The following is a 16,267-nucleotide window of genomic DNA, read 5'->3' on the forward strand; positions in this document are numbered from 1 at the left end:
CGCGCCCTCCCCCTGTACATCCATAAACATAACCCCATTCACACCCACCCGCTCCCCTCGCGGTTGTGGGTGGCGAGCGCCCGCGCGCCGGGTGAGGGGGAATCACTCCGTATACCCGCACGCCCGGAGCGCCTTCAGCATATGCGCGGGCGGTTCGGCGGTGACGGAGACTGCATCGCGCTTCGGATAGAGCGGCACGCTGACCGCGCGGGCATGCAGATGCAGCGGCACGCCGCCGGTATCGCCCGGCACGGGTCCATAAACCGGATCGCCGAGGATCGGCCAGCCCATCGAGGAACAATGGATGCGCAGCTGATGGGTGCGGCCAGTCAGCGGCTTCAGCTCCAGCCAACATATACCTTCCGAACGGCCCAGCACGCGGAAATCGGTCTGCGAGGGCTGGCCTTGCGGATCGACCACCATCTTCCAGCCGCTCTTCTTGTTCAGTTTCGACAGCGGCCTGTCGATATGGCCGGCATCCTCCGCCGGGCCGCCGGAGACGATGGCCCAATAGGTCTTGTCGATGCCGCCCGAGGAGAACAGCCGGCCCAGCTTCGCCAGTGCCTTGCGGTGCCGGCCCAGCACCAGGCAGCCGCTGGTGTCGCGGTCCAGCCGGTGCGCCAGCGCCGGCGGTTTCGGCAAGCCGAAGCGCAGCGCGTCGAACTGCGCCTCCAGATTGGGGCCGCCTTTCGGTCCGGCATGGCAGGGCAGGCCCGCCGGCTTGTCGATGATCAGCATCAGCCCGTCGCGATACAGCACGCGGGCCTGCAATTGTTCAGGACTCACGGTGCCTCGATCGCCACGGTCTCGAACTCGGCCGGGCTGACGATCTCGATCAGCTCCAGATCCGCCGAATGCTCGATCTCGCGGTGCTTGATGCCGGGCGGCTGATAGACGCAGGAGCCGGGCTTCAGCACCACCTCGCCGACGCCGTCATACTCGAAGCGCACCCAGCCCTTCAGCACATAGACCATCTGGAAATCGAGGATGTGGTAGTGCCAGCCGCCGGTCGCCTTGTGGCCGTCCTTGGCACGGATCACATGCGCCTGCACCTTGCCGCCGCTGACCCCAGCCATGCCGAGATCGCGATAATCGAAGAATTCGCGCAACCCGCCATCGAAGCCGGCCTCATCGGCATGCGTCACCACGAAATCATCGGCCGGGCGTTTTGCCGGCTTGTCCCGTTCGGCCATTATCTCCTCCCCCGTCTGTCGGTTGCCGCCATCCTAATGAGGATCAGGCGGTTCCGCTATCGGGGCTGGCGTCGGGGCCGGAGTGAGTGGCGGTTTCCACCGCGCCCAGCGCCTCATCGACCAGCTGATGCGCCATCGCGGTGGTGGTCAGCGCCGGGGCCGGGATCATCGCCGTGCGCACCGCCAGCGCCATCGCCAGCGCCTGCAGCACATCGCCATTCGCCGTCTCGCCCAGCGTGCGCACATCCTGATCGAGCGCGCCCAGGATCGTCGTCACCAGCTGCGACACCCGCATCGGCGAGGCTGTGTCCTTGTGCAGCGGAAAGGAAAAATCGAGCGTCTCGCCACTTTGCGTGCGGGCGGTATAGGGCAGAGTCCTGGCCACGGGGCAACCTCAGCATTGTTTGCAACAATTCCTCTTATACTGGACCCGCGCCGCCCAATGTCGAGAGAGACCAAGCCATGCCACGAAGACACTGGCGGTCTCCGGTTTCAGCCCTTACCGTTCCGCGCAAAGAAATAAAGCACCGAGGAACCCAGAATGAGCGACGGCAACGACATCCCGAAAATCGGGGTCGGCTTTCATTTCGAGGATCTGCATCAGGGCATGCGGTTCCGCACCGCCAGCCGCACGCTGACCGAGGCCGATCTGGTCAATTTCTGCAACATGACCTGGCTGACCGAGGAGCTGTTCACCAACACCGCGCATCGCGGCGAGATGGCGCTGACCGAGCGCGTGGTGCCGGGGGCGCTGGTCTATTCCTTCTGCGAAGGGCTGATGCTGCCGATGATGCAGGATACCGGCCTTGCCTTCCTGCATATGGAGCTGGACGTGAAGGCGCCGACCCGCGTGGGCGATACCATCACCGTGTTCTGCGAGGTGATCGAGCATAGACTGACCTCGCGCGGCGACCGTGGCCTCGTGCGCACCCGCAACAGCGTGCGCGACCAGGACGGGCGCGAGGTGCTGGTCTATACGCCGCTGCGGCTGCTGAAGCGGCGGGCGCAGGCCCAACGGCAGGATTGATCCGGAAACGAAGGAAAACAGAAGAATGCTCAGTCTGAAAGGCAAGGTGGCGCTGGTCACCGGCTGTGGTTCCAGCGGCCCCGGCTGGGGCAATGGCAAGGCCATCGCCACGCTGTTCGCGCGGCAGGGGGCGATTGTCATCGGCGTCGATATCAACCTCGCCGCCGCCGAGGAGACGAAGAAGATCATTGAGGGCGAGGGCGGAATCTGCGAGGTCGCCAGCTGCGACGTCACCGACCTCAAGCAGGTGCAGGCATTGGTGGATGGCATCGTCGAACGCCACGGGCGGCTCGACATTCTGGTGAACAATGTCGGCCAGTCGGAGCCGGGCGGCCCGGTCGAGATGGCACCGGAGGTCTGGGACCGGCAGCTGCAGCTGAACCTGACCAGCGCCTATAATGGCTGCAAGGCGGCGATTCCCGTCATGGAGCGCCAGGGTGGCGGGGCCATCGTAAATATCTCCTCGGTCGCGGGGCTGCGCTATATCGGCAAGCCGCAGGTTGCCTATGCGGCGGCGAAGGCGGCGCTGATCCAGTTCACCAAGACCACCGCCGTCATCCATGCGGCGAAGAAGGTGCGCCTGAACTGCGTGGTGCCGGGCCTGATCTTCACCCCGCTGGTGACTAGGCTGGCCGACAAATATGCCGGCGGCGATTTCGACGGCTTCGTCGCCAAGCGCAATGCGCAGGTGCCGATGGGCCATATGGGCGAGGCCTGGGACATCGCCAACGCCGTGCTGTTCCTCGCCTCCGACGAGGCGAAATACGTGACCGCGACCGAAATCGTCGTCGATGGCGGCATCACCGCCACGACCCCCTGAGCCTGGCTTTTCCCGACGAGGCTGATGTCGCGGCGCCAGTCGAAAAACCCTCCGGCCGTCACCCCCGGGCTTGTCCCGGGGGTTCAGGGTCCAGCTTGCACCGGTGACGCCTGAGCGAGCGGAGGTCTGGATTCCCGCAACAAGTGCGGGAATGACGGGTAGAGTGAACCGCAATAGTCTTTACCGAACAAACAAGCAGACAGGTATGTCATGACCGACCCCACGCCCCGCATCATGCTGATCCACGCGCTGCGCGAATCGCAGGTGCCTGCCTGGCGCGCCTTCGAAGCCGGCTGGCCGCAGGCCCGCATCTTCAATTTGCTGGACGATTCGCTGTCGGCCGATGTGGCCGCCGCCGGCAAGCTGACCGACGACATGATCGAGCGCTTCCTGACGCTGGGGCGCTATGCCGCCGGCACCGGGGCGGATGCCATCCAGTTCACCTGCTCCGCCTTCGGCCCGGCCATCGAGGCGGTGAAGCGGGACCTTTCCATTCCGGTGTTCAGCCCCAGCGAGGCGGCCTTCGAGGCGGCGCTGGAAAAGGGCAGCCGCATCGGCCTGATGGTTACCTTCCCGGTGTCGCTGAAGCTGCTGGGCGACGAGATGACCGCCATCGCCGCGCAGAAGGGCAAGCCGCTCGATATCCACTGCATCCTGGTCGAGGGCGCTATCGCCGCGCTGCAATCCGGCAACACCGCCGAGCATGACCGGCTGGCGCTGGAGGCGGCGAAGAAACTGCCGGCGCTGGATGCGCTGGTGCTGGGGCAGTTCTCGCTGGCGCATATGGCGAAGCCGATCGCGGAGGCCACTGGCCTGCCGGTGTTCACGACCCCGGACAGCGCGGTCACGAAACTGCGCGGACTGTTCTAGAATTCAAAACGGCCATCGCCTTTTTTCAGAGATTTTCCGGGCTTCTCAAGAGATCACGCACGCCTCACATCAGCGTGATGGCTGTTGATTTTCCACCTCCACAGTAATTCGCCATTCTGATCCGGCAATAAACGGGCGAAGGTTAAATAAAACTGCGCCCAGTATTCATTGCTGAACAGAACGACTTTGCGGAACACGCGGCGACCGCCGCTCGCCGCGACAATGGAGGATGATGATGAAGTTCAACAGCATGGCCCTGGGCGCCGCCCTGGTTTCCGCCCTGACCCTGACCGCCGCCAACGGCGTGCAGGCCCAGTCCGCCAATATGGAGAAGTGCTACGGCGTTTCCCTCGCCGGCAAGAACGACTGCGCCGCCGGCCCCGGCACCACCTGCGCCGGCACCTCGAAGGTGGATTATCAGGGCAATGCCTGGAAGCTGGTCCCGAAGGGCACCTGCGAATCCATGGTCATCAAGACGATGGACGGCAAGGAAGTGAAAGGCAGCCTGAGCGCGCTGAACCGCAACCTGCCGAGCTGACCCGGAACCCCGGAAAGGGCGGTGCCAGCGGTGCCGCCCTTTCGCTTTCCGCGAGACACGCCATGAGCTTTGGCCCCCCTGACATTCCCTGCCGCGCCGGCGCTGGCTTCAAGCTGGAGCATGCCGGCGAGATCGCCGGCACCCGGCCGGATGTGGGCTGGTTCGAGGTCCATCCCGAGAATTACATGGTCGAAGGCGGGCCGCGCCTCGCGACCCTCGACCGGCTGCGCGCCGATTATCCGCTGTCGCTGCATGGCGTGGGGCTGTCGCTGGGCAGCGTGACGCCGCCCGACCTGGAGCATCTGAAGAATTTTCGCCAGCTGATCGACCGGTTCGAGCCTGGCCTCGTCTCCGATCACCTGTCCTGGTCAGCCGAGGGCGGCACCTATTTCGCCGATCTGCTGCCGCTGCCAATGACCGGCGAGGCGCTGGAGATCGTCTGCCGCAACGTCGCCATCGCGCAGGATGTGCTGCGCCGACCGCTGCTGATCGAGAACCCCTCACTCTATGCCGGCTTCGAGGGGGCGGAACTGGAAGAGGCCGATTTCCTCATCGCGCTCGCCCGGCGCACCGGCTGCGGCCTACTGCTGGACGTGAACAACGCCTATGTCAGCGGGTGCAATATGGGCTTTGACCCCGCCGCCTATCTCGATGCTTTTCCGAGCGATCTGATCGGCGAGATCCATCTGGCCGGCCATAGCATTGAGCGCCACCCGGAAGGCGAACTGCTGATCGACACCCATTCCACCGCCGTGCCGGACCCGGTATGGCAACTCTACGAGGCGCTGATTGCCCGTATCGGCCCGCGCCCGACGCTGGTGGAATGGGACACTGACGTGCCGGCCTGGCCGGTGCTAGAAGCCGAGGTGCAGAAGGCCGACGCCCTTCTGGCCGCGCTGGCGCGGGAGCCGGCCCTTGCTTGAAGTGCAGCAGACTTCCTTCGCAACAGCATTGCGCCTTCAGGATGCGCCGCCCGCCGGCCTCACCGGCGATCCGCAAGGCACCCACCCGCTGGCACGGCGCTTCGCGGTCTATCTGAACAATGTGCATCACGGGCTGGTGCAGGCGCTGGCCGATGCCTATCCGGTGGTCCAGCGGCTGGTCGGGGAGGAGTTCTTCTTCGCGATGGCGCGGCTTTATGTGGCGGAGAACCTGCCGCGCGCACGCAGCCTGACCCACTATGGCGATCGTTTCCCGGCTTTCCTGTACCGGTTTCCGCCAGCCCGAAGCCTGCCCTATCTGGCCGATGTGGCCCGGCTGGAACGCTCCACACTAGATGTGCTGCACGCCGCCGATGCGCCTGCCGCCACGCCGGAGCAGTTGCTGGCGCTGGGCGAGGCGCTGGCGGAAACGCCGCTGCCCCTGCATCCCGCCGTGCGGCTGGTCGCCTCGCGCTATCCCGCCCTGGATATCCATGCTGCCAACAGCGGCGATAGCAATGGCGGCGGGGAAATCGAGGATCGGCCGCAATCCGTGCTGATCTATCGCGTCGGACATGCCGTCCGGCTGACCGGGATCGAGCCTGCTGAGCTACAACTGCTGCGCCGGCTCAAGGCTGGCTGGACCCTTGCCCGTATAGCCGAGGCCTGCTCGCCGCAGCATGCGGCCGAGGGGCTGGTCGCCCGCTTCCAGAAGCTCGCCGCCCTGCCGATCCTTGCCCTGCCGGAGGAATACAGATCATGACGCCACACCAGCTTCTCTCCACCGGCCAGGCCATCACGGACCGGCTGCAGGCCGCCCTCCAGCCTTTCGCCCTGCTGGCACTGCGCCTGCCGGTCGCCTGGGTGTTCTGGGCCTCGGCGCGCACCAAGGTGGAGGGCTGGAACATCTTCGCCCCCAGCCCTTCTGCCTTTTTCCTGTTCGAGCATGAATACGGCCTGCCCTTCCCGGTGCTGTCCGCCCATCTCGCCACGCTGGCCGAACATATCCTGCCTGTGCTGCTGGTGCTGGGGCTGGCGACGCGCCTCGGCGCGCTGGGGCTGCTGACCATGACCATGGTGATCCAGCTTTTCGTCTATCCCGACGCCTGGGTGTCGCACCATATGTTCTGGGCGACGATCCTGTTCGCCGTGCTGGTACTGGGGCCGGGCCGCTTCTCGCTGGACCATCTGATCCTGCAGCGCCTGCAGGGCTGACCTGCCTTCCTCACCTAAGATTGCCAAGCCGGATATTCCGCGCCATCATCGGAATATTAGACAACAAAGATACGTCTATGAGGAATCGGGTCGCCCGGCTCCGGCGCTGTCTCTTCCGCGTGGCTTCCGGGTACCCGCCTGAAACGGACGGGAGGAGAAGGCCATGCTGGTTTCCGACATTCTGAAGACGAAAGGGGCCGACGTCGTTGCCGTGCCGCCCTCGCTGCCAGTGTCCGACGCGGCGAAGCTGCTGGCGGAAAAGCGTATCGGCTCCGTGCTGGTGATGGACAGGGAGAAGATCGCCGGCATCCTGTCCGAGCGTGACATCGTGCGCACGCTGGCCGCCGAAGGGGCTGCCTGTCTGGACGGTCCGGTCTCCCGGCTGATGACCGCAAAGGTGGTGACCTGCCGGCCCGACCAGTCGATCAGCGATGTGATGGAGCTGATGACCAGCGGCCGCTTCCGTCATGTGCCGGTGGTCGCGGATGGGCGCCTCGCCGGCATGATCTCGATCGGCGATGTGGTGAAATGGCGGCTGGAGGAAGCGCAGGAGGAAGTGCGCCAGATGGCGGCCTATGTGAGCGGCGGCTGACGGCCCGCCCTTAGCGCTGCCGGGAAAGCTCCTCCGGCCCGCAGAACAGATCGTGCAGCAGGGCGATGACCTGCTGCGCCGCCGGATCGTCGATGCTGTAATAGATCGTCTGGCCTTCCCGCCGGGTCCGCACCAGCCGGTCCTTGCGCAGCAGCGCCAGGTGCTGGGAGACATTGTTTTCCCGCACATCCAGCGCCTCTGCGATCTGACCGACCGACTTTTCCGATTCGACCAGCGTGCACAGGATTTTCAGGCGCGTCGGGTTGGACAGGGCCTTGAGCAGCTCGCTCGCCTGTTCCGCCGCCGCCGATAGTCGCGTCATTTCCATTTCTTCGTATATATGGAAGTCTTTCCGTGCGGGCAAGATGCGCGGTCCTTGATGTGGATCAAGGGCATGGGCTGCCTTTCCCCGCTATGGGAAAGCCATGTTGAAACTGAAGCGCATCAGCATCGACACCCACCGCGAGAGCATCGCCTATCTCAATCGCGGCTGTACCGTCTATCAGCCGGAGGAATTCCAGGCGCTGGCCAAGATCGAGGTTGTCGGCCCGGACAGGCAGATGCCTGCGACGCTGAACATCGTCGATGACCCCGAATTGCTGACGCCAGGCGAGCTGGGCCTGTCGGAGGAGGCCTTCCGCCTGTTCCGCCTGCCGGAAGGCACGCCGGTCTGCATCGAACACCCAAGGCCGCTGGAAAGCCTGGAGGCCGTGCGCGCCAAGGCGCAGGGCCATATCCTGTCGGCCGGTGACTATACCGCCGTGATCCGCGACATCGCCGCGCTGCGCTATTCCAAGATGGAGATCGCCGCCTTCCTGGTGGCCTGCGCCAGCTTCATGACCACGGAGGAGGTGCTGAACCTGACCCGCGCCATGGCCGCAGTCGGCCACCGGCTGGACTGGGGCGACAAATGGGTGGTGGACAAGCACTGCATCGGCGGCATTCCCGGCAACCGCACCTCGATGATCCTGGTGCCGCTGGTGATGGCGCATGGCCTGGTCATCCCCAAGACCTCCTCGCGCGCCATCACCTCGCCCGCCGGCACCGCCGACACGATGGAAGTGCTGGCCCGCGTCGATATCGAGACCGACGAGATGCGCGCCATCGTGGAGCGTATCGGCGGCTGCCTGGTCTGGGGCGGGCGGGTGAATCTGTCGCCCGCCGACGATGTGATGATCACCGTCGAACGCCCGCTCGGCATCGACACACGCGAGCAGATGGTGGCGTCCATTTTGTCGAAGAAACTGACCGCCGGCTCGCGCTACCTCGTGCTCGACATCCCGGTCGGCCCCACCGCCAAGGTGCGCTCACAGGCCGAGGCGATCCGGTTGCGCAAGCTGTTCGAACATATCGCCGGCGCGCTGGGCCTGATGCTGGAGACCATCATCACCGATGGCAGCCAGCCCATCGGGCGCGGAGTCGGGCCGGTGCTGGAAGCGCGCGACGTCATGGCAGTGCTGCGCAACGAGCCGGACGCGCCGGCGGATTTGCGCGAACGCAGCCTGCTGCTGGCCGGCGCGCTAATCGAGAGCGACCGCAATGTAAAGGGCGGCCAGGGCATCCGCCGCGCCCGCGTATTGCTGGAAAGCGGCGCGGCGCTGCGCGCGATGGAACGCATCATCGAGGCCCAGGGCCCTAGCGGGAATGGTCTCGCCGCCAGCAGCCTGTCGAGCGAGGTGCTGGCCCCGCGCGCCGGCATGGTGGAGGCCATCGACTGCCTGCGCATCGCCCGCGTCGCGCGCATGGCCGGCGCGCCCTCCTTCAAGGCGGCCGGCGTCGATCTGCTGAAGAAGGCCGGCGACACGGTGAGCAAGGGCGAACCGCTCTACCGCATCCATGCCGGACTGAAGGCGGATCTGGATTTCGCCGCCGAACTGGCGGGACAGGATAGCGGCTATCTCGTCGATGGCATGGTGGAGACGGCATGAGCATCACCCTCACCTTTCACGGCGCCGCCGGCACCGTCACCGGCTCCTGCTACCGGCTGGAGGCCGGCGGCAAGACGCTGCTGATCGATTGCGGCATGTTCCAGGGCGACAAGACGCTGAAGCAGCTGAATTACGAGCCCTGGCCGTTCGACCCGCGCGCCATCGATGCCGTGCTGATGACCCATGCCCATATCGACCATAGCGGGCTGGTCCCCCGCCTGACCAAGGCCGGCTACAGGGGCCCGGTCATCGCCACCGAGGGCACGGCGGAGCTGCTGCGCTTCATGCTGCCGGATTCCGGCTCCATCCAGGAGATGGAGGTGGAGCGGCTGAACCGGCGCAACCAGCGCCGTGGCCTGCCGTCGCTGCGGCCGATCTACACCCAGCAGGACGCGCAGGACGCGCTGGAACAGCTTGAGACGCAGCCCTATGAGAGCTGGTTCGAGGCCGTCCCCGGCGTGCGCGCACGCTTCTGGAATGCCGGCCATATACTGGGCGCAGCCTCTATCGAGCTGGCGGTGGCGCAGGACGGCGGCAAGCCGCTGAAGCTGCTGTTCTCCGGCGATATCGGGCCGGAGCACAAGGCGCTGGTGAAAAGCCCGGAAGCACCGCGCGACATCGACATTCTGGTCATGGAATCGACCTATGGCGGGCGCACCCGGCCGAAACTGGACCCGCTGCAGCGCCGCGCCGTGCTTGCCGGCGAGGTGAATGCGGCGCTGGCCGCCGGCGGCAACCTGGTCATCCCCGCCTTCGCGGTGGAGCGCACGCAGGAACTGCTGGCCGACCTGAACAGGCTGATTGCCGACGGCACCGTGCCCAGCGTGCCGATCTTCGTGGATTCGCCACTTGCCACCCAGATCACCCATGTCTTCGACCGTTTCCTGCAGGCCGGCAACGGCATCGAGGCGACGACGAAGCAGCCCTTCGCCGCCGGCAATGTGCGCTTCACCCGCACGGTCCAGGAAAGCATGCGGATCGAGAAGGTGAAGGGCGGCGCCATCATCATCTCCGCCAGCGGCATGTGCGATGCCGGGCGCATCCGCCATCACCTGAAGAACAATCTGTGGCGCGCCAACGCCACCGTGCTGCTGATCGGCTATATGGCGCCGGGCACGCTGGGCGCGCTGCTGGAAGCCGGCGAGCGCAGGGTGCGCATCCAGGGCGACGAGATCGCGGTAAAGGCGCGCATCCGAAAGCTGGAAATCTATTCCGGCCATGCCGACCATGACGAGCTGCTGGACTGGCTGCGCGACCGGCTGCCGGTCCGGCGCGGCCTGTTCCTGACGCATGGCGAGCTGGATGCCGCAGCCAGCCTGCGCGCCGCCATCGCCGGCTGGAAGGAGGAGCTGCCCGCTGTCACCGTGCCGCATATCGACGAGGCCTACCGGCTGGATGGCAAGCGGCCCGCGCGCATCCCGCAGGATGGCGCGCCCCGCCGCCTTGACCGCTATGCCGAGGCGGAGGCGCTGGCCGGGCATGACTGGCACAATGACTATGCCCGCCTGATGCTGGATGTGCAGCGCCGGCTGCGCGGCATGGAGGACGACGCCGCGCGCCGCCGCCTGATGCGCAAGCTGCAGCGCATGATCGAAGCGGCCCCGCAATGAACCTTGCCTCGCTGGACAGCTGGATCGACGGGGGGCTGTCGCCCTATGCCGATGCGGTGGCCGGCCTGGTGTTCTATTCGGTGCGCATCGCCGGCGCGGATGTCAGCCTGATCGTGGTCTGGCTGATCCTCGGCGCCTGCTTCTTCACGGGATATCTCGGCTTCGTCAATCTGCGCGGCTTCCGCCATGCCGTCCGGCTGGTCACCGGCAAGGTGCACGAACCCAGCCGCGCGCCCCAAAGCATCCCGGGCGAAGTTTCGCATTTTCAGGCGCTGACCACGGCGCTGGCTGCCACGGTCGGCCTCGGCAACATTGCCGGCGTTGCGGTCGCCGTCTCGGTTGGCGGGCCGGGGGCAACCTTCTGGATGATCCTCGCCGGCCTGCTAGGCATGTCCTCGAAATTCGCCGAATGCACGCTGGGCGTGATGTACCGGCGTGTGCATCCCGACGGGTCGGTTTCCGGCGGCCCGATGCACTATCTCAGCCACGGGCTGGCGGATCGCGGCCTGCCCCGGCTGGGCCGGATGCTGGCAGCCTTCTTCGCAGTGTGCTGCGTTGGCGGGGCGCTGGGCGGCGGCAACATGTTCCAGGTGAACCAGGCCTACAGCCAGTTCGTCGCGGCGACCGGCGGCGATGGCAGCTTCTTCGCCGACAAGGCCTGGCTCTACGGGCTGATCGCGGCGGTGCTGGTTGCCCTCGTCATCATCGGCGGCATTCGCTCCATCGCGCGGGTCACCTCGAAGCTGGTGCCGCTGATGGCGGCGATTTACTGCACCGCCGCCCTGCTCATCCTGATCCTGAATTACGACCGGATACCCTGGGCCTTCGGCTTGATCGTCAGCGGCGCCTTCTCGCCGGAAGGGGTCGCGGGCGGCTTTCTCGGCACGCTGATCCAGGGCTTCCGGCGTGCCGCCTTCTCCAACGAGGCCGGTATCGGCTCCGCCGCCATCGCCCATTCGGCGGTGAAGACGAAGGAGCCGGTGACCGAGGGCTATGTCGCGCTGCTGGAGCCCTTCATCGACACGGTGCTGATCTGCACCCTGACGGCGCTGGTCATCATTGTCACCGGCGTCGTGCCGCCACCCGGCGCGGTTAACGGCGTGGCGCTAACCTCCAGCGCCTTCGCCAGCGCCTTTTCCTGGTTTCCGGTCGTGCTGGCGCTGGCGGTCAACCTGTTCGCCTTCTCCACCCTGATCGCCTGGTCCTATTATGGCGTGAAATGCTGGAGCTATCTGCTGGGCGAGAGCCGCAGCCTGGATATCCTGTTCAAGCTGATCTTCTGCGGTTTCGTGGTGATCGGCGCGACGATGAACCTGGAATCGGTGCTGGAATTCTCCGATTCGATGATCTTCGCCATGTCGCTCGCCAATCTGGCCGGGCTGTACATCCTGGCCCCGGTGATTCGGGCGGCACTGCGCGACTATGAGGCGCGCGGCCTCAACAAACGCTGATCGACCCCGCAGGAGACGGCCATGAGCGTCCGCAATCTCGATTATCTCTTCAAGCCCGCCTCGGTGGCGCTGATCGGCGCCAGCACGCGCGCCGGATCGGTGGGCGCGGTGGTTGCCCGCAACCTTTTCAACGCCGGGTTCAGGGGACCGGTGATGCCGGTGAACCCGCACCACCGGGCGGTGGAGGGGGTGCTGGCCTATCCGGATGTTGCCGGCCTGCCGGTGACGCCGGATCTCGCGGTGATCTGCACGCCTCCGGACAGCGTGCCCGGACTGATAGCTGATCTGGGCGCGCGCGGCACGCGGGCCGCCATCGTCATCACCGCCGGGCTTGGCGCCGATGATGGGCAGGGCGGCACGCTGCGCCAGGCGGCACTGGACGCGGCAAAACCGCATCTGCTGCGCATCGTCGGACCGAACTGCCTGGGCATCATGGCGCCTGGCGCCGGCCTGAACGCCAGCTTCGCGCATATCGCACCGCGAGCCGGCGACATCGCCTTCGTCACCCAGTCGGGCGCAATGGTGACCGCCGTACTGGACTGGGCGGCCTCGCGCGGCATCGGCTTCTCGCAGTTCGTCTCGCTGGGCGACATGGCGGATGTGGATTTCGGCGACATGCTGGATTACCTCGCCGCCGATCCCGCCACCAAGGCGGTGCTGCTCTATATCGAGGCGGTCACCGACGCCCGGAAATTCATGTCGGCGGCGCGGGCTTGCGCCCGCCTGAAGCCGGTCATCATCATCAAGGCCGGCCGCCATGCCGAAGGCGCCCGGGCCGCCGCCTCGCACACCGGCGCCCTGGCCGGCGCCGATGCGGTGTATGACGCCGCCTTCCGGCGTGCCGGGGCGCTGCGCGTCTATGAGATGCGCGAACTGTTCGACGCGGTGGAGACGCTGGCGACGGCCCGCCCGCCGCAGGGAGAGCGGCTGGCGATCCTGACCAATGGCGGCGGGCCCGGCGTGCTGGCGACCGATGCGCTGATCGACTTCGAGGGCACGCTGGCCGACCTCGCGCCCGCGACCCTGGCGGTTCTGGATGCGGCGCTGCCAGCCACCTGGTCGCGCGGCAATCCGGTGGACATCATTGGCGACGCCCCGCCGGCGCGCTATGCCGCAGCGCTGAAGGCGCTGCTGGCCGACCCGAACAACGATGCCGTGCTGGTGCTGAACTGCCCGACGGCAGTGGCCGACAGCACCGAGGTCGCCCGTGCCATCATCGAGACCGCGAAGGAGTCGAAGCGCACCCTGCTGACCAACTGGCTGGGCGATCCGGCGGCGGCCGACGCGCGCCACCTGTTCACCGAACAGCGCATCCCGACCTACCATACGCCGGAACAGGCGGTACGCGGCTTCATGGATCTGGTGCGCTTCCGGCGCAACCAGGCGCTGCTGATGGAGACGCCGCCCTCGCTGCCGGAGAATTTCGCGCCGGACCGGGACCGCGCGGGCACCATCCTGCGCGCCATGCTGGCTGAGGGCCGCGACTGGCTGTCGGAATCGGAAGCCAAGCAGGTGCTCGCCGCCTATCAGGTGCCTGTGGTGCCGACCCGCATCGCCCGCACCCCGGCCGAGGCCGCCACCCATGCGGAGGAGATGGCTGGGCCGGTGGCGCTGAAGATCTTGTCGCCCGACATCACCCACAAATCCGATGCCGGCGGTGTGGCACTGAATCTGGAGACGTCGGAGGAAACCCGGCAGGCGGCTGAGGCGATGTTGGCCACCATCCGGCGCAGGCAGCCTGAGGCCCGGCTGGAGGGCTTCACCGTGCAGCCGATGATCCGCCGCGCGCACGCGCATGAGCTGATCGTCGGCATGGTCGATGACCGCCAGTTCGGCCCGGTGCTGCTGTTCGGCCAGGGTGGCACCGCGGTCGAGCTGCTGGACGACAAGGCGCTCGCCCTGCCGCCGCTGAACATGAAGCTGGCCCGCGAGACGATGGAGGAGACCCGGATCATCCGGCTGCTGCGCGGCTATCGCGACCGGCCCGCTGCCGATCTGGACGCCATTGCGCTGACCCTCATCAAGATATCGCAGCTTGTCTGCGACTTCGCCGAAGTCGCCGAGCTGGACATCAATCCGCTATTGGCCGACGAGAAGGGCGTGATCGCACTGGATGCCCGCATCCGGGTGGCGCAGCCGGCCCGGCGCGGTACCGCAAGGCTGGCGATCCGGCCCTATCCGCAGGAGCTGGAGCAGGAAATGGTCGTGCGCGACGGCAGCCGCTTTGCCGTGCGGCCGATCCGGCCCGAAGATGGTCCGGCGCTGCAGGCGCTGTTCGCACGGCTGGCGCCGGAGGATATCCGCATGCGCTTCTTCCAGCCGCTTAAGTCGCTGCCCCTGGCGCTGGCCGCCCGCCTGACACAAATCGACTATGACCGCGAGATGGCGCTGATCGCCAGCCCGGAGGAGCCCCCGGAACAGGAAGAGGAAATCTCCGCCGTGGTGCGCATCAGCTGCGACCCGGACAATGAGCGCGCCGAATACGCCATCCTGGTGCGCAGCGACCTGAAGGGGCGCGGCATCGGCTATGGGCTGATGAAACTCATCATCGCGCAGGCAAAACAGCGCGGCGTGCGCGAGGTGTTCGGCGATGTGCTGCGCGAGAACCAGCCGATGCTGCAGCTTTGCCGCGATCTGGGGTTCACCGCGATGGAGTCGGAGGAAGACCCCACCCTGGTCCGCATGGTGCTGCCTATTTAGGAAGGCGGCATCTTGCGGATCTGCGTGCTGTCCAGCAGATAGCCGCGGGCCGCAAACAGCGGATGCATCCAGTGCGCCGCCACCTTCAGGTAGCTGGCGGGCGTCGCCATCAGGATCGCCGAGCAGTCCTGCGCCTTGGCCTGATCTTCGATCGCCTGGAGCAGGGCCTGCAGGACAGGCTCCGAATCGACGAGATCGACCGCCGCCAGATGGCAGATGCGCAGGATGCGCCCATGCTGAAGATGCGGTTCTCGCCGATAGGCAAACAGGCCGACGATGTAATCCTGCTCGTTGAACACGCCGACCAGCCCCATGCCGTTCTCGCCGGGCGGGTTTGTCGCAAAGGCGCGCCACTGTTCCAGCGTGACATCCGGCGCAGCCGCCTGCACGACAGGAAAGGCCTGTCCGACCAGATCCGCTGTCACCGGGCGTATCGAGAACGCGCGCAAGCCTGCCACCTCCTGTTGTACGGTAGCGGCCATACTGATATCGTCCGGATAGTGGGGCATTGATTTGCATCAACGCTGCAGTTCCGAAGACGCACTGGAACCTGGCGCTCAAAAATGGCCTGCTGATCCCGAAGAGCATCCGGGCTTTTCGGCGAAAGGGTGGTTCTGATGACCGGCATGGCGAACACGGGAAAAATCCACTGCGACTGGCAGGAAGGCGCGCTCGGCTCGCCCTGCAATGCCTGCCAGGTCCGTGGCCTGACCATCTGCGCGCCGCTGACGCATGACGATCTGCAGCATATGGTCAGCATCGTCAGCGAGCGGTCGCTGGAGCCCGGCGACACGCTGTTCAGCGAAGGCGACCCCGCCGACCATCTGTTCAACATCACCGCCGGCACCATGATGGTCTATCGGCTGCTGGCCGACGGGCGGCGGCAGGTGACCGGCTTCCTGTTCCCCGGCGATTTCCTGGGGCTGGGCAACGACAAGAGCTATCGCTACAGCGCCGAGGCACTGACGCCAGCGACGCTGTGCCGGTTCAAGCGCCCCGCCCTGCAGGAGGCGCTGGAGAAGTTCCCGGCGATGGAGCAGCGGTTGTTCGGCATGGCCAGCAACGAGCTGGCGGCGGCGCAGGACCAGATGGTCCTGCTGGGCCGCAAGACGGCGCAGGAGAAGCTGGCCTCCTTCCTGCTGATGCTCTCGAAGCGGGCGGAACGGCGGGGCCAGAAGCCGACCCCGATCCCGCTGGCGATGAACCGGTCGGAAATCGGTGATTATCTCGGCCTCACCATTGAGACCACCAGCCGCGTCTTCACCAAGATGAAGCAGAGCGGTGTGATCGCCCTGCTGCCCTCCAGCCATATCGACATCCGCGATTTCGACGCGCTGGAAGAGATGGCGGAACAGGGCTGACCCGGGGCTTTTCCCGGTCTGTTACGCGGCACAATCCTCTTC

Annotated in this window: 18 protein-coding genes; 13 read left to right on the forward strand and 5 right to left on the reverse strand. The window is 66.3% G+C overall.

Annotation, left to right across the window (positions count from 1 at the left end):
* Positions 1-102 precede the first annotated feature (102 nt).
* The 3 genes from MK313_RS07415 to MK313_RS07425 are packed head-to-tail and all read right to left on the reverse strand — an operon-like array spanning position 103 to position 1,578.
* Complete coding sequence (locus tag MK313_RS07415; RefSeq protein ID WP_287780677.1) at positions 103-786, reverse strand: RluA family pseudouridine synthase; 684 nt, start codon at positions 784-786, stop codon at positions 103-105.
* The gene (locus MK313_RS07420) at positions 783-1,193 is read right to left on the reverse strand and encodes a cupin domain-containing protein (RefSeq protein ID WP_287780678.1); all 411 of its coding nucleotides are present in this window, start codon (positions 1,191-1,193) and stop codon (positions 783-785) included. The genes MK313_RS07415 and MK313_RS07420 overlap by 4 nt, the downstream gene beginning before the upstream one ends.
* A gap of 43 nt (positions 1,194-1,236) precedes the next feature.
* Positions 1,237-1,578, reverse strand: coding sequence for a hypothetical protein (locus MK313_RS07425; protein WP_008945471.1), 342 nt, complete (start codon positions 1,576-1,578; stop codon positions 1,237-1,239).
* Between the two features lie 156 nt (positions 1,579-1,734).
* Between MK313_RS07425 and MK313_RS07430 the strand changes: the two genes are divergently transcribed.
* The 8 genes from MK313_RS07430 to MK313_RS07465 all read left to right on the forward strand — a co-directional run bounded on the left by MK313_RS07430 (position 1,735) and on the right by MK313_RS07465 (position 7,175).
* Positions 1,735-2,220, forward strand: a complete 486-nt coding sequence (locus tag MK313_RS07430; protein ID WP_287780679.1) for a MaoC family dehydratase — start codon at positions 1,735-1,737, stop codon at positions 2,218-2,220.
* 25 nt (positions 2,221-2,245) lie between these two features.
* Positions 2,246-3,040, forward strand: coding sequence for an SDR family NAD(P)-dependent oxidoreductase (locus MK313_RS07435; protein ID WP_287780680.1), 795 nt, complete (start codon positions 2,246-2,248; stop codon positions 3,038-3,040).
* Between the two features lie 210 nt (positions 3,041-3,250).
* Positions 3,251-3,910, forward strand: coding sequence for an aspartate/glutamate racemase family protein (locus tag MK313_RS07440; protein ID WP_287780681.1), 660 nt, complete (start codon positions 3,251-3,253; stop codon positions 3,908-3,910).
* A gap of 229 nt (positions 3,911-4,139) precedes the next feature.
* The gene (locus tag MK313_RS07445) at positions 4,140-4,448 is read left to right on the forward strand and encodes a DUF2282 domain-containing protein (protein WP_416054113.1); all 309 of its coding nucleotides are present in this window, start codon (positions 4,140-4,142) and stop codon (positions 4,446-4,448) included.
* Positions 4,449-4,510: 62 nt separating this feature from the next.
* The gene (locus MK313_RS07450) at positions 4,511-5,371 is read left to right on the forward strand and encodes a DUF692 domain-containing protein (protein WP_287780682.1); all 861 of its coding nucleotides are present in this window, start codon (positions 4,511-4,513) and stop codon (positions 5,369-5,371) included.
* A 1-nt stretch (position 5,372) separates the two neighbouring features.
* Positions 5,373-6,131 (forward strand): DNA-binding domain-containing protein, encoded by a 759-nt coding sequence (locus MK313_RS07455; RefSeq protein ID WP_287780724.1) that lies wholly within the window; start codon positions 5,373-5,375, stop codon positions 6,129-6,131.
* Entirely contained in the window at positions 6,128-6,583 is a 456-nt protein-coding gene (locus MK313_RS07460; protein WP_287780683.1) for a DoxX family protein, read from the forward strand. Before MK313_RS07455 ends, MK313_RS07460 begins: the two co-directional genes overlap by 4 nt.
* A gap of 163 nt (positions 6,584-6,746) precedes the next feature.
* Complete coding sequence (locus MK313_RS07465) at positions 6,747-7,175, forward strand: CBS domain-containing protein (RefSeq protein WP_008945463.1); 429 nt, start codon at positions 6,747-6,749, stop codon at positions 7,173-7,175.
* 10 nt (positions 7,176-7,185) lie between these two features.
* Here the strand turns inward: MK313_RS07465 and MK313_RS07470 are convergent, their stop codons facing one another.
* Positions 7,186-7,497 carry an ArsR/SmtB family transcription factor gene (locus MK313_RS07470; protein WP_121220652.1) on the reverse strand — a complete coding sequence of 104 codons (312 nt, stop codon included), beginning with the start codon at positions 7,495-7,497 and terminating at the stop codon, positions 7,186-7,188.
* A 103-nt stretch (positions 7,498-7,600) separates the two neighbouring features.
* Here MK313_RS07470 and MK313_RS07475 point away from each other — a divergent pair, with 103 nt between their 5' ends.
* Genes MK313_RS07475 through MK313_RS07490 form a run of 4 tightly spaced genes read left to right on the forward strand, consistent with a single transcriptional unit; the run spans position 7,601 to position 14,864 of the window.
* Positions 7,601-9,103, forward strand: coding sequence for a thymidine phosphorylase family protein (locus MK313_RS07475; RefSeq protein WP_287780684.1), 1,503 nt, complete (start codon positions 7,601-7,603; stop codon positions 9,101-9,103).
* On the forward strand, positions 9,100-10,713 hold the full coding sequence (locus tag MK313_RS07480; RefSeq protein ID WP_287780685.1) for an MBL fold metallo-hydrolase: 1,614 nt from the start codon (positions 9,100-9,102) through the stop codon (positions 10,711-10,713). Before MK313_RS07475 ends, MK313_RS07480 begins: the two co-directional genes overlap by 4 nt.
* Entirely contained in the window at positions 10,710-12,164 is a 1,455-nt protein-coding gene (locus MK313_RS07485) for an alanine/glycine:cation symporter family protein (RefSeq protein ID WP_287780686.1), read from the forward strand. The genes MK313_RS07480 and MK313_RS07485 overlap by 4 nt, the downstream gene beginning before the upstream one ends.
* 21 nt (positions 12,165-12,185) lie before the next feature.
* Positions 12,186-14,864, forward strand: a complete 2,679-nt coding sequence (locus MK313_RS07490; RefSeq protein WP_287780687.1) for a bifunctional acetate--CoA ligase family protein/GNAT family N-acetyltransferase — start codon at positions 12,186-12,188, stop codon at positions 14,862-14,864.
* On the opposite strand, the gene MK313_RS07495 is transcribed toward MK313_RS07490, so the two are convergent.
* Positions 14,861-15,313 carry a hypothetical protein gene (locus tag MK313_RS07495; RefSeq protein ID WP_008945457.1) on the reverse strand — a complete coding sequence of 151 codons (453 nt, stop codon included), beginning with the start codon at positions 15,311-15,313 and terminating at the stop codon, positions 14,861-14,863. The genes MK313_RS07490 and MK313_RS07495 overlap by 4 nt on opposite strands.
* A 168-nt stretch (positions 15,314-15,481) precedes the next feature.
* Between MK313_RS07495 and MK313_RS07500 the strand changes: the two genes are divergently transcribed.
* The gene (locus tag MK313_RS07500; protein WP_287780688.1) at positions 15,482-16,225 is read left to right on the forward strand and encodes a cyclic nucleotide-binding domain-containing protein; all 744 of its coding nucleotides are present in this window, start codon (positions 15,482-15,484) and stop codon (positions 16,223-16,225) included.
* Positions 16,226-16,267: the final 42 nt, after the last annotated feature.

The sequence above is a fragment of the Oceanibaculum sp. genome (genome assembly GCF_022449305.1).
Lineage (GTDB): Bacteria > Pseudomonadota > Alphaproteobacteria > Oceanibaculales > Oceanibaculaceae > Oceanibaculum > Oceanibaculum indicum.

Excerpts from the sequence above, each read along its gene's own strand:
- MK313_RS07420 (WP_287780678.1), bottom strand. The coding sequence starts at position 1,193 with ATGGCCGAACGGGACAAGCCGGCAAAACGCCCGGCCGATGATTTCGTG.
- MK313_RS07430 (WP_287780679.1), top strand. The coding sequence starts at position 1,735 with ATGAGCGACGGCAACGACATCCCGAAAATCGGGGTCGGCTTTCATTTC.
- MK313_RS07435 (WP_287780680.1), top strand. The coding sequence starts at position 2,246 with ATGCTCAGTCTGAAAGGCAAGGTGGCGCTGGTCACCGGCTGTGGTTCC.
- MK313_RS07440 (WP_287780681.1), top strand. The coding sequence starts at position 3,251 with ATGACCGACCCCACGCCCCGCATCATGCTGATCCACGCGCTGCGCGAA.
- MK313_RS07445 (WP_416054113.1), top strand. The coding sequence starts at position 4,140 with ATGATGATGAAGTTCAACAGCATGGCCCTGGGCGCCGCCCTGGTTTCC.
- MK313_RS07450 (WP_287780682.1), top strand. The coding sequence starts at position 4,511 with ATGAGCTTTGGCCCCCCTGACATTCCCTGCCGCGCCGGCGCTGGCTTC.
- MK313_RS07460 (WP_287780683.1), top strand. The coding sequence starts at position 6,128 with ATGACGCCACACCAGCTTCTCTCCACCGGCCAGGCCATCACGGACCGG.
- MK313_RS07465 (WP_008945463.1), top strand. The coding sequence starts at position 6,747 with ATGCTGGTTTCCGACATTCTGAAGACGAAAGGGGCCGACGTCGTTGCC.
- MK313_RS07470 (WP_121220652.1), bottom strand. The coding sequence starts at position 7,497 with ATGACGCGACTATCGGCGGCGGCGGAACAGGCGAGCGAGCTGCTCAAG.
- MK313_RS07475 (WP_287780684.1), top strand. The coding sequence starts at position 7,601 with ATGTTGAAACTGAAGCGCATCAGCATCGACACCCACCGCGAGAGCATC.
- MK313_RS07480 (WP_287780685.1), top strand. The coding sequence starts at position 9,100 with ATGAGCATCACCCTCACCTTTCACGGCGCCGCCGGCACCGTCACCGGC.
- MK313_RS07485 (WP_287780686.1), top strand. The coding sequence starts at position 10,710 with ATGAACCTTGCCTCGCTGGACAGCTGGATCGACGGGGGGCTGTCGCCC.
- MK313_RS07490 (WP_287780687.1), top strand. The coding sequence starts at position 12,186 with ATGAGCGTCCGCAATCTCGATTATCTCTTCAAGCCCGCCTCGGTGGCG.
- MK313_RS07500 (WP_287780688.1), top strand. The coding sequence starts at position 15,482 with ATGACCGGCATGGCGAACACGGGAAAAATCCACTGCGACTGGCAGGAA.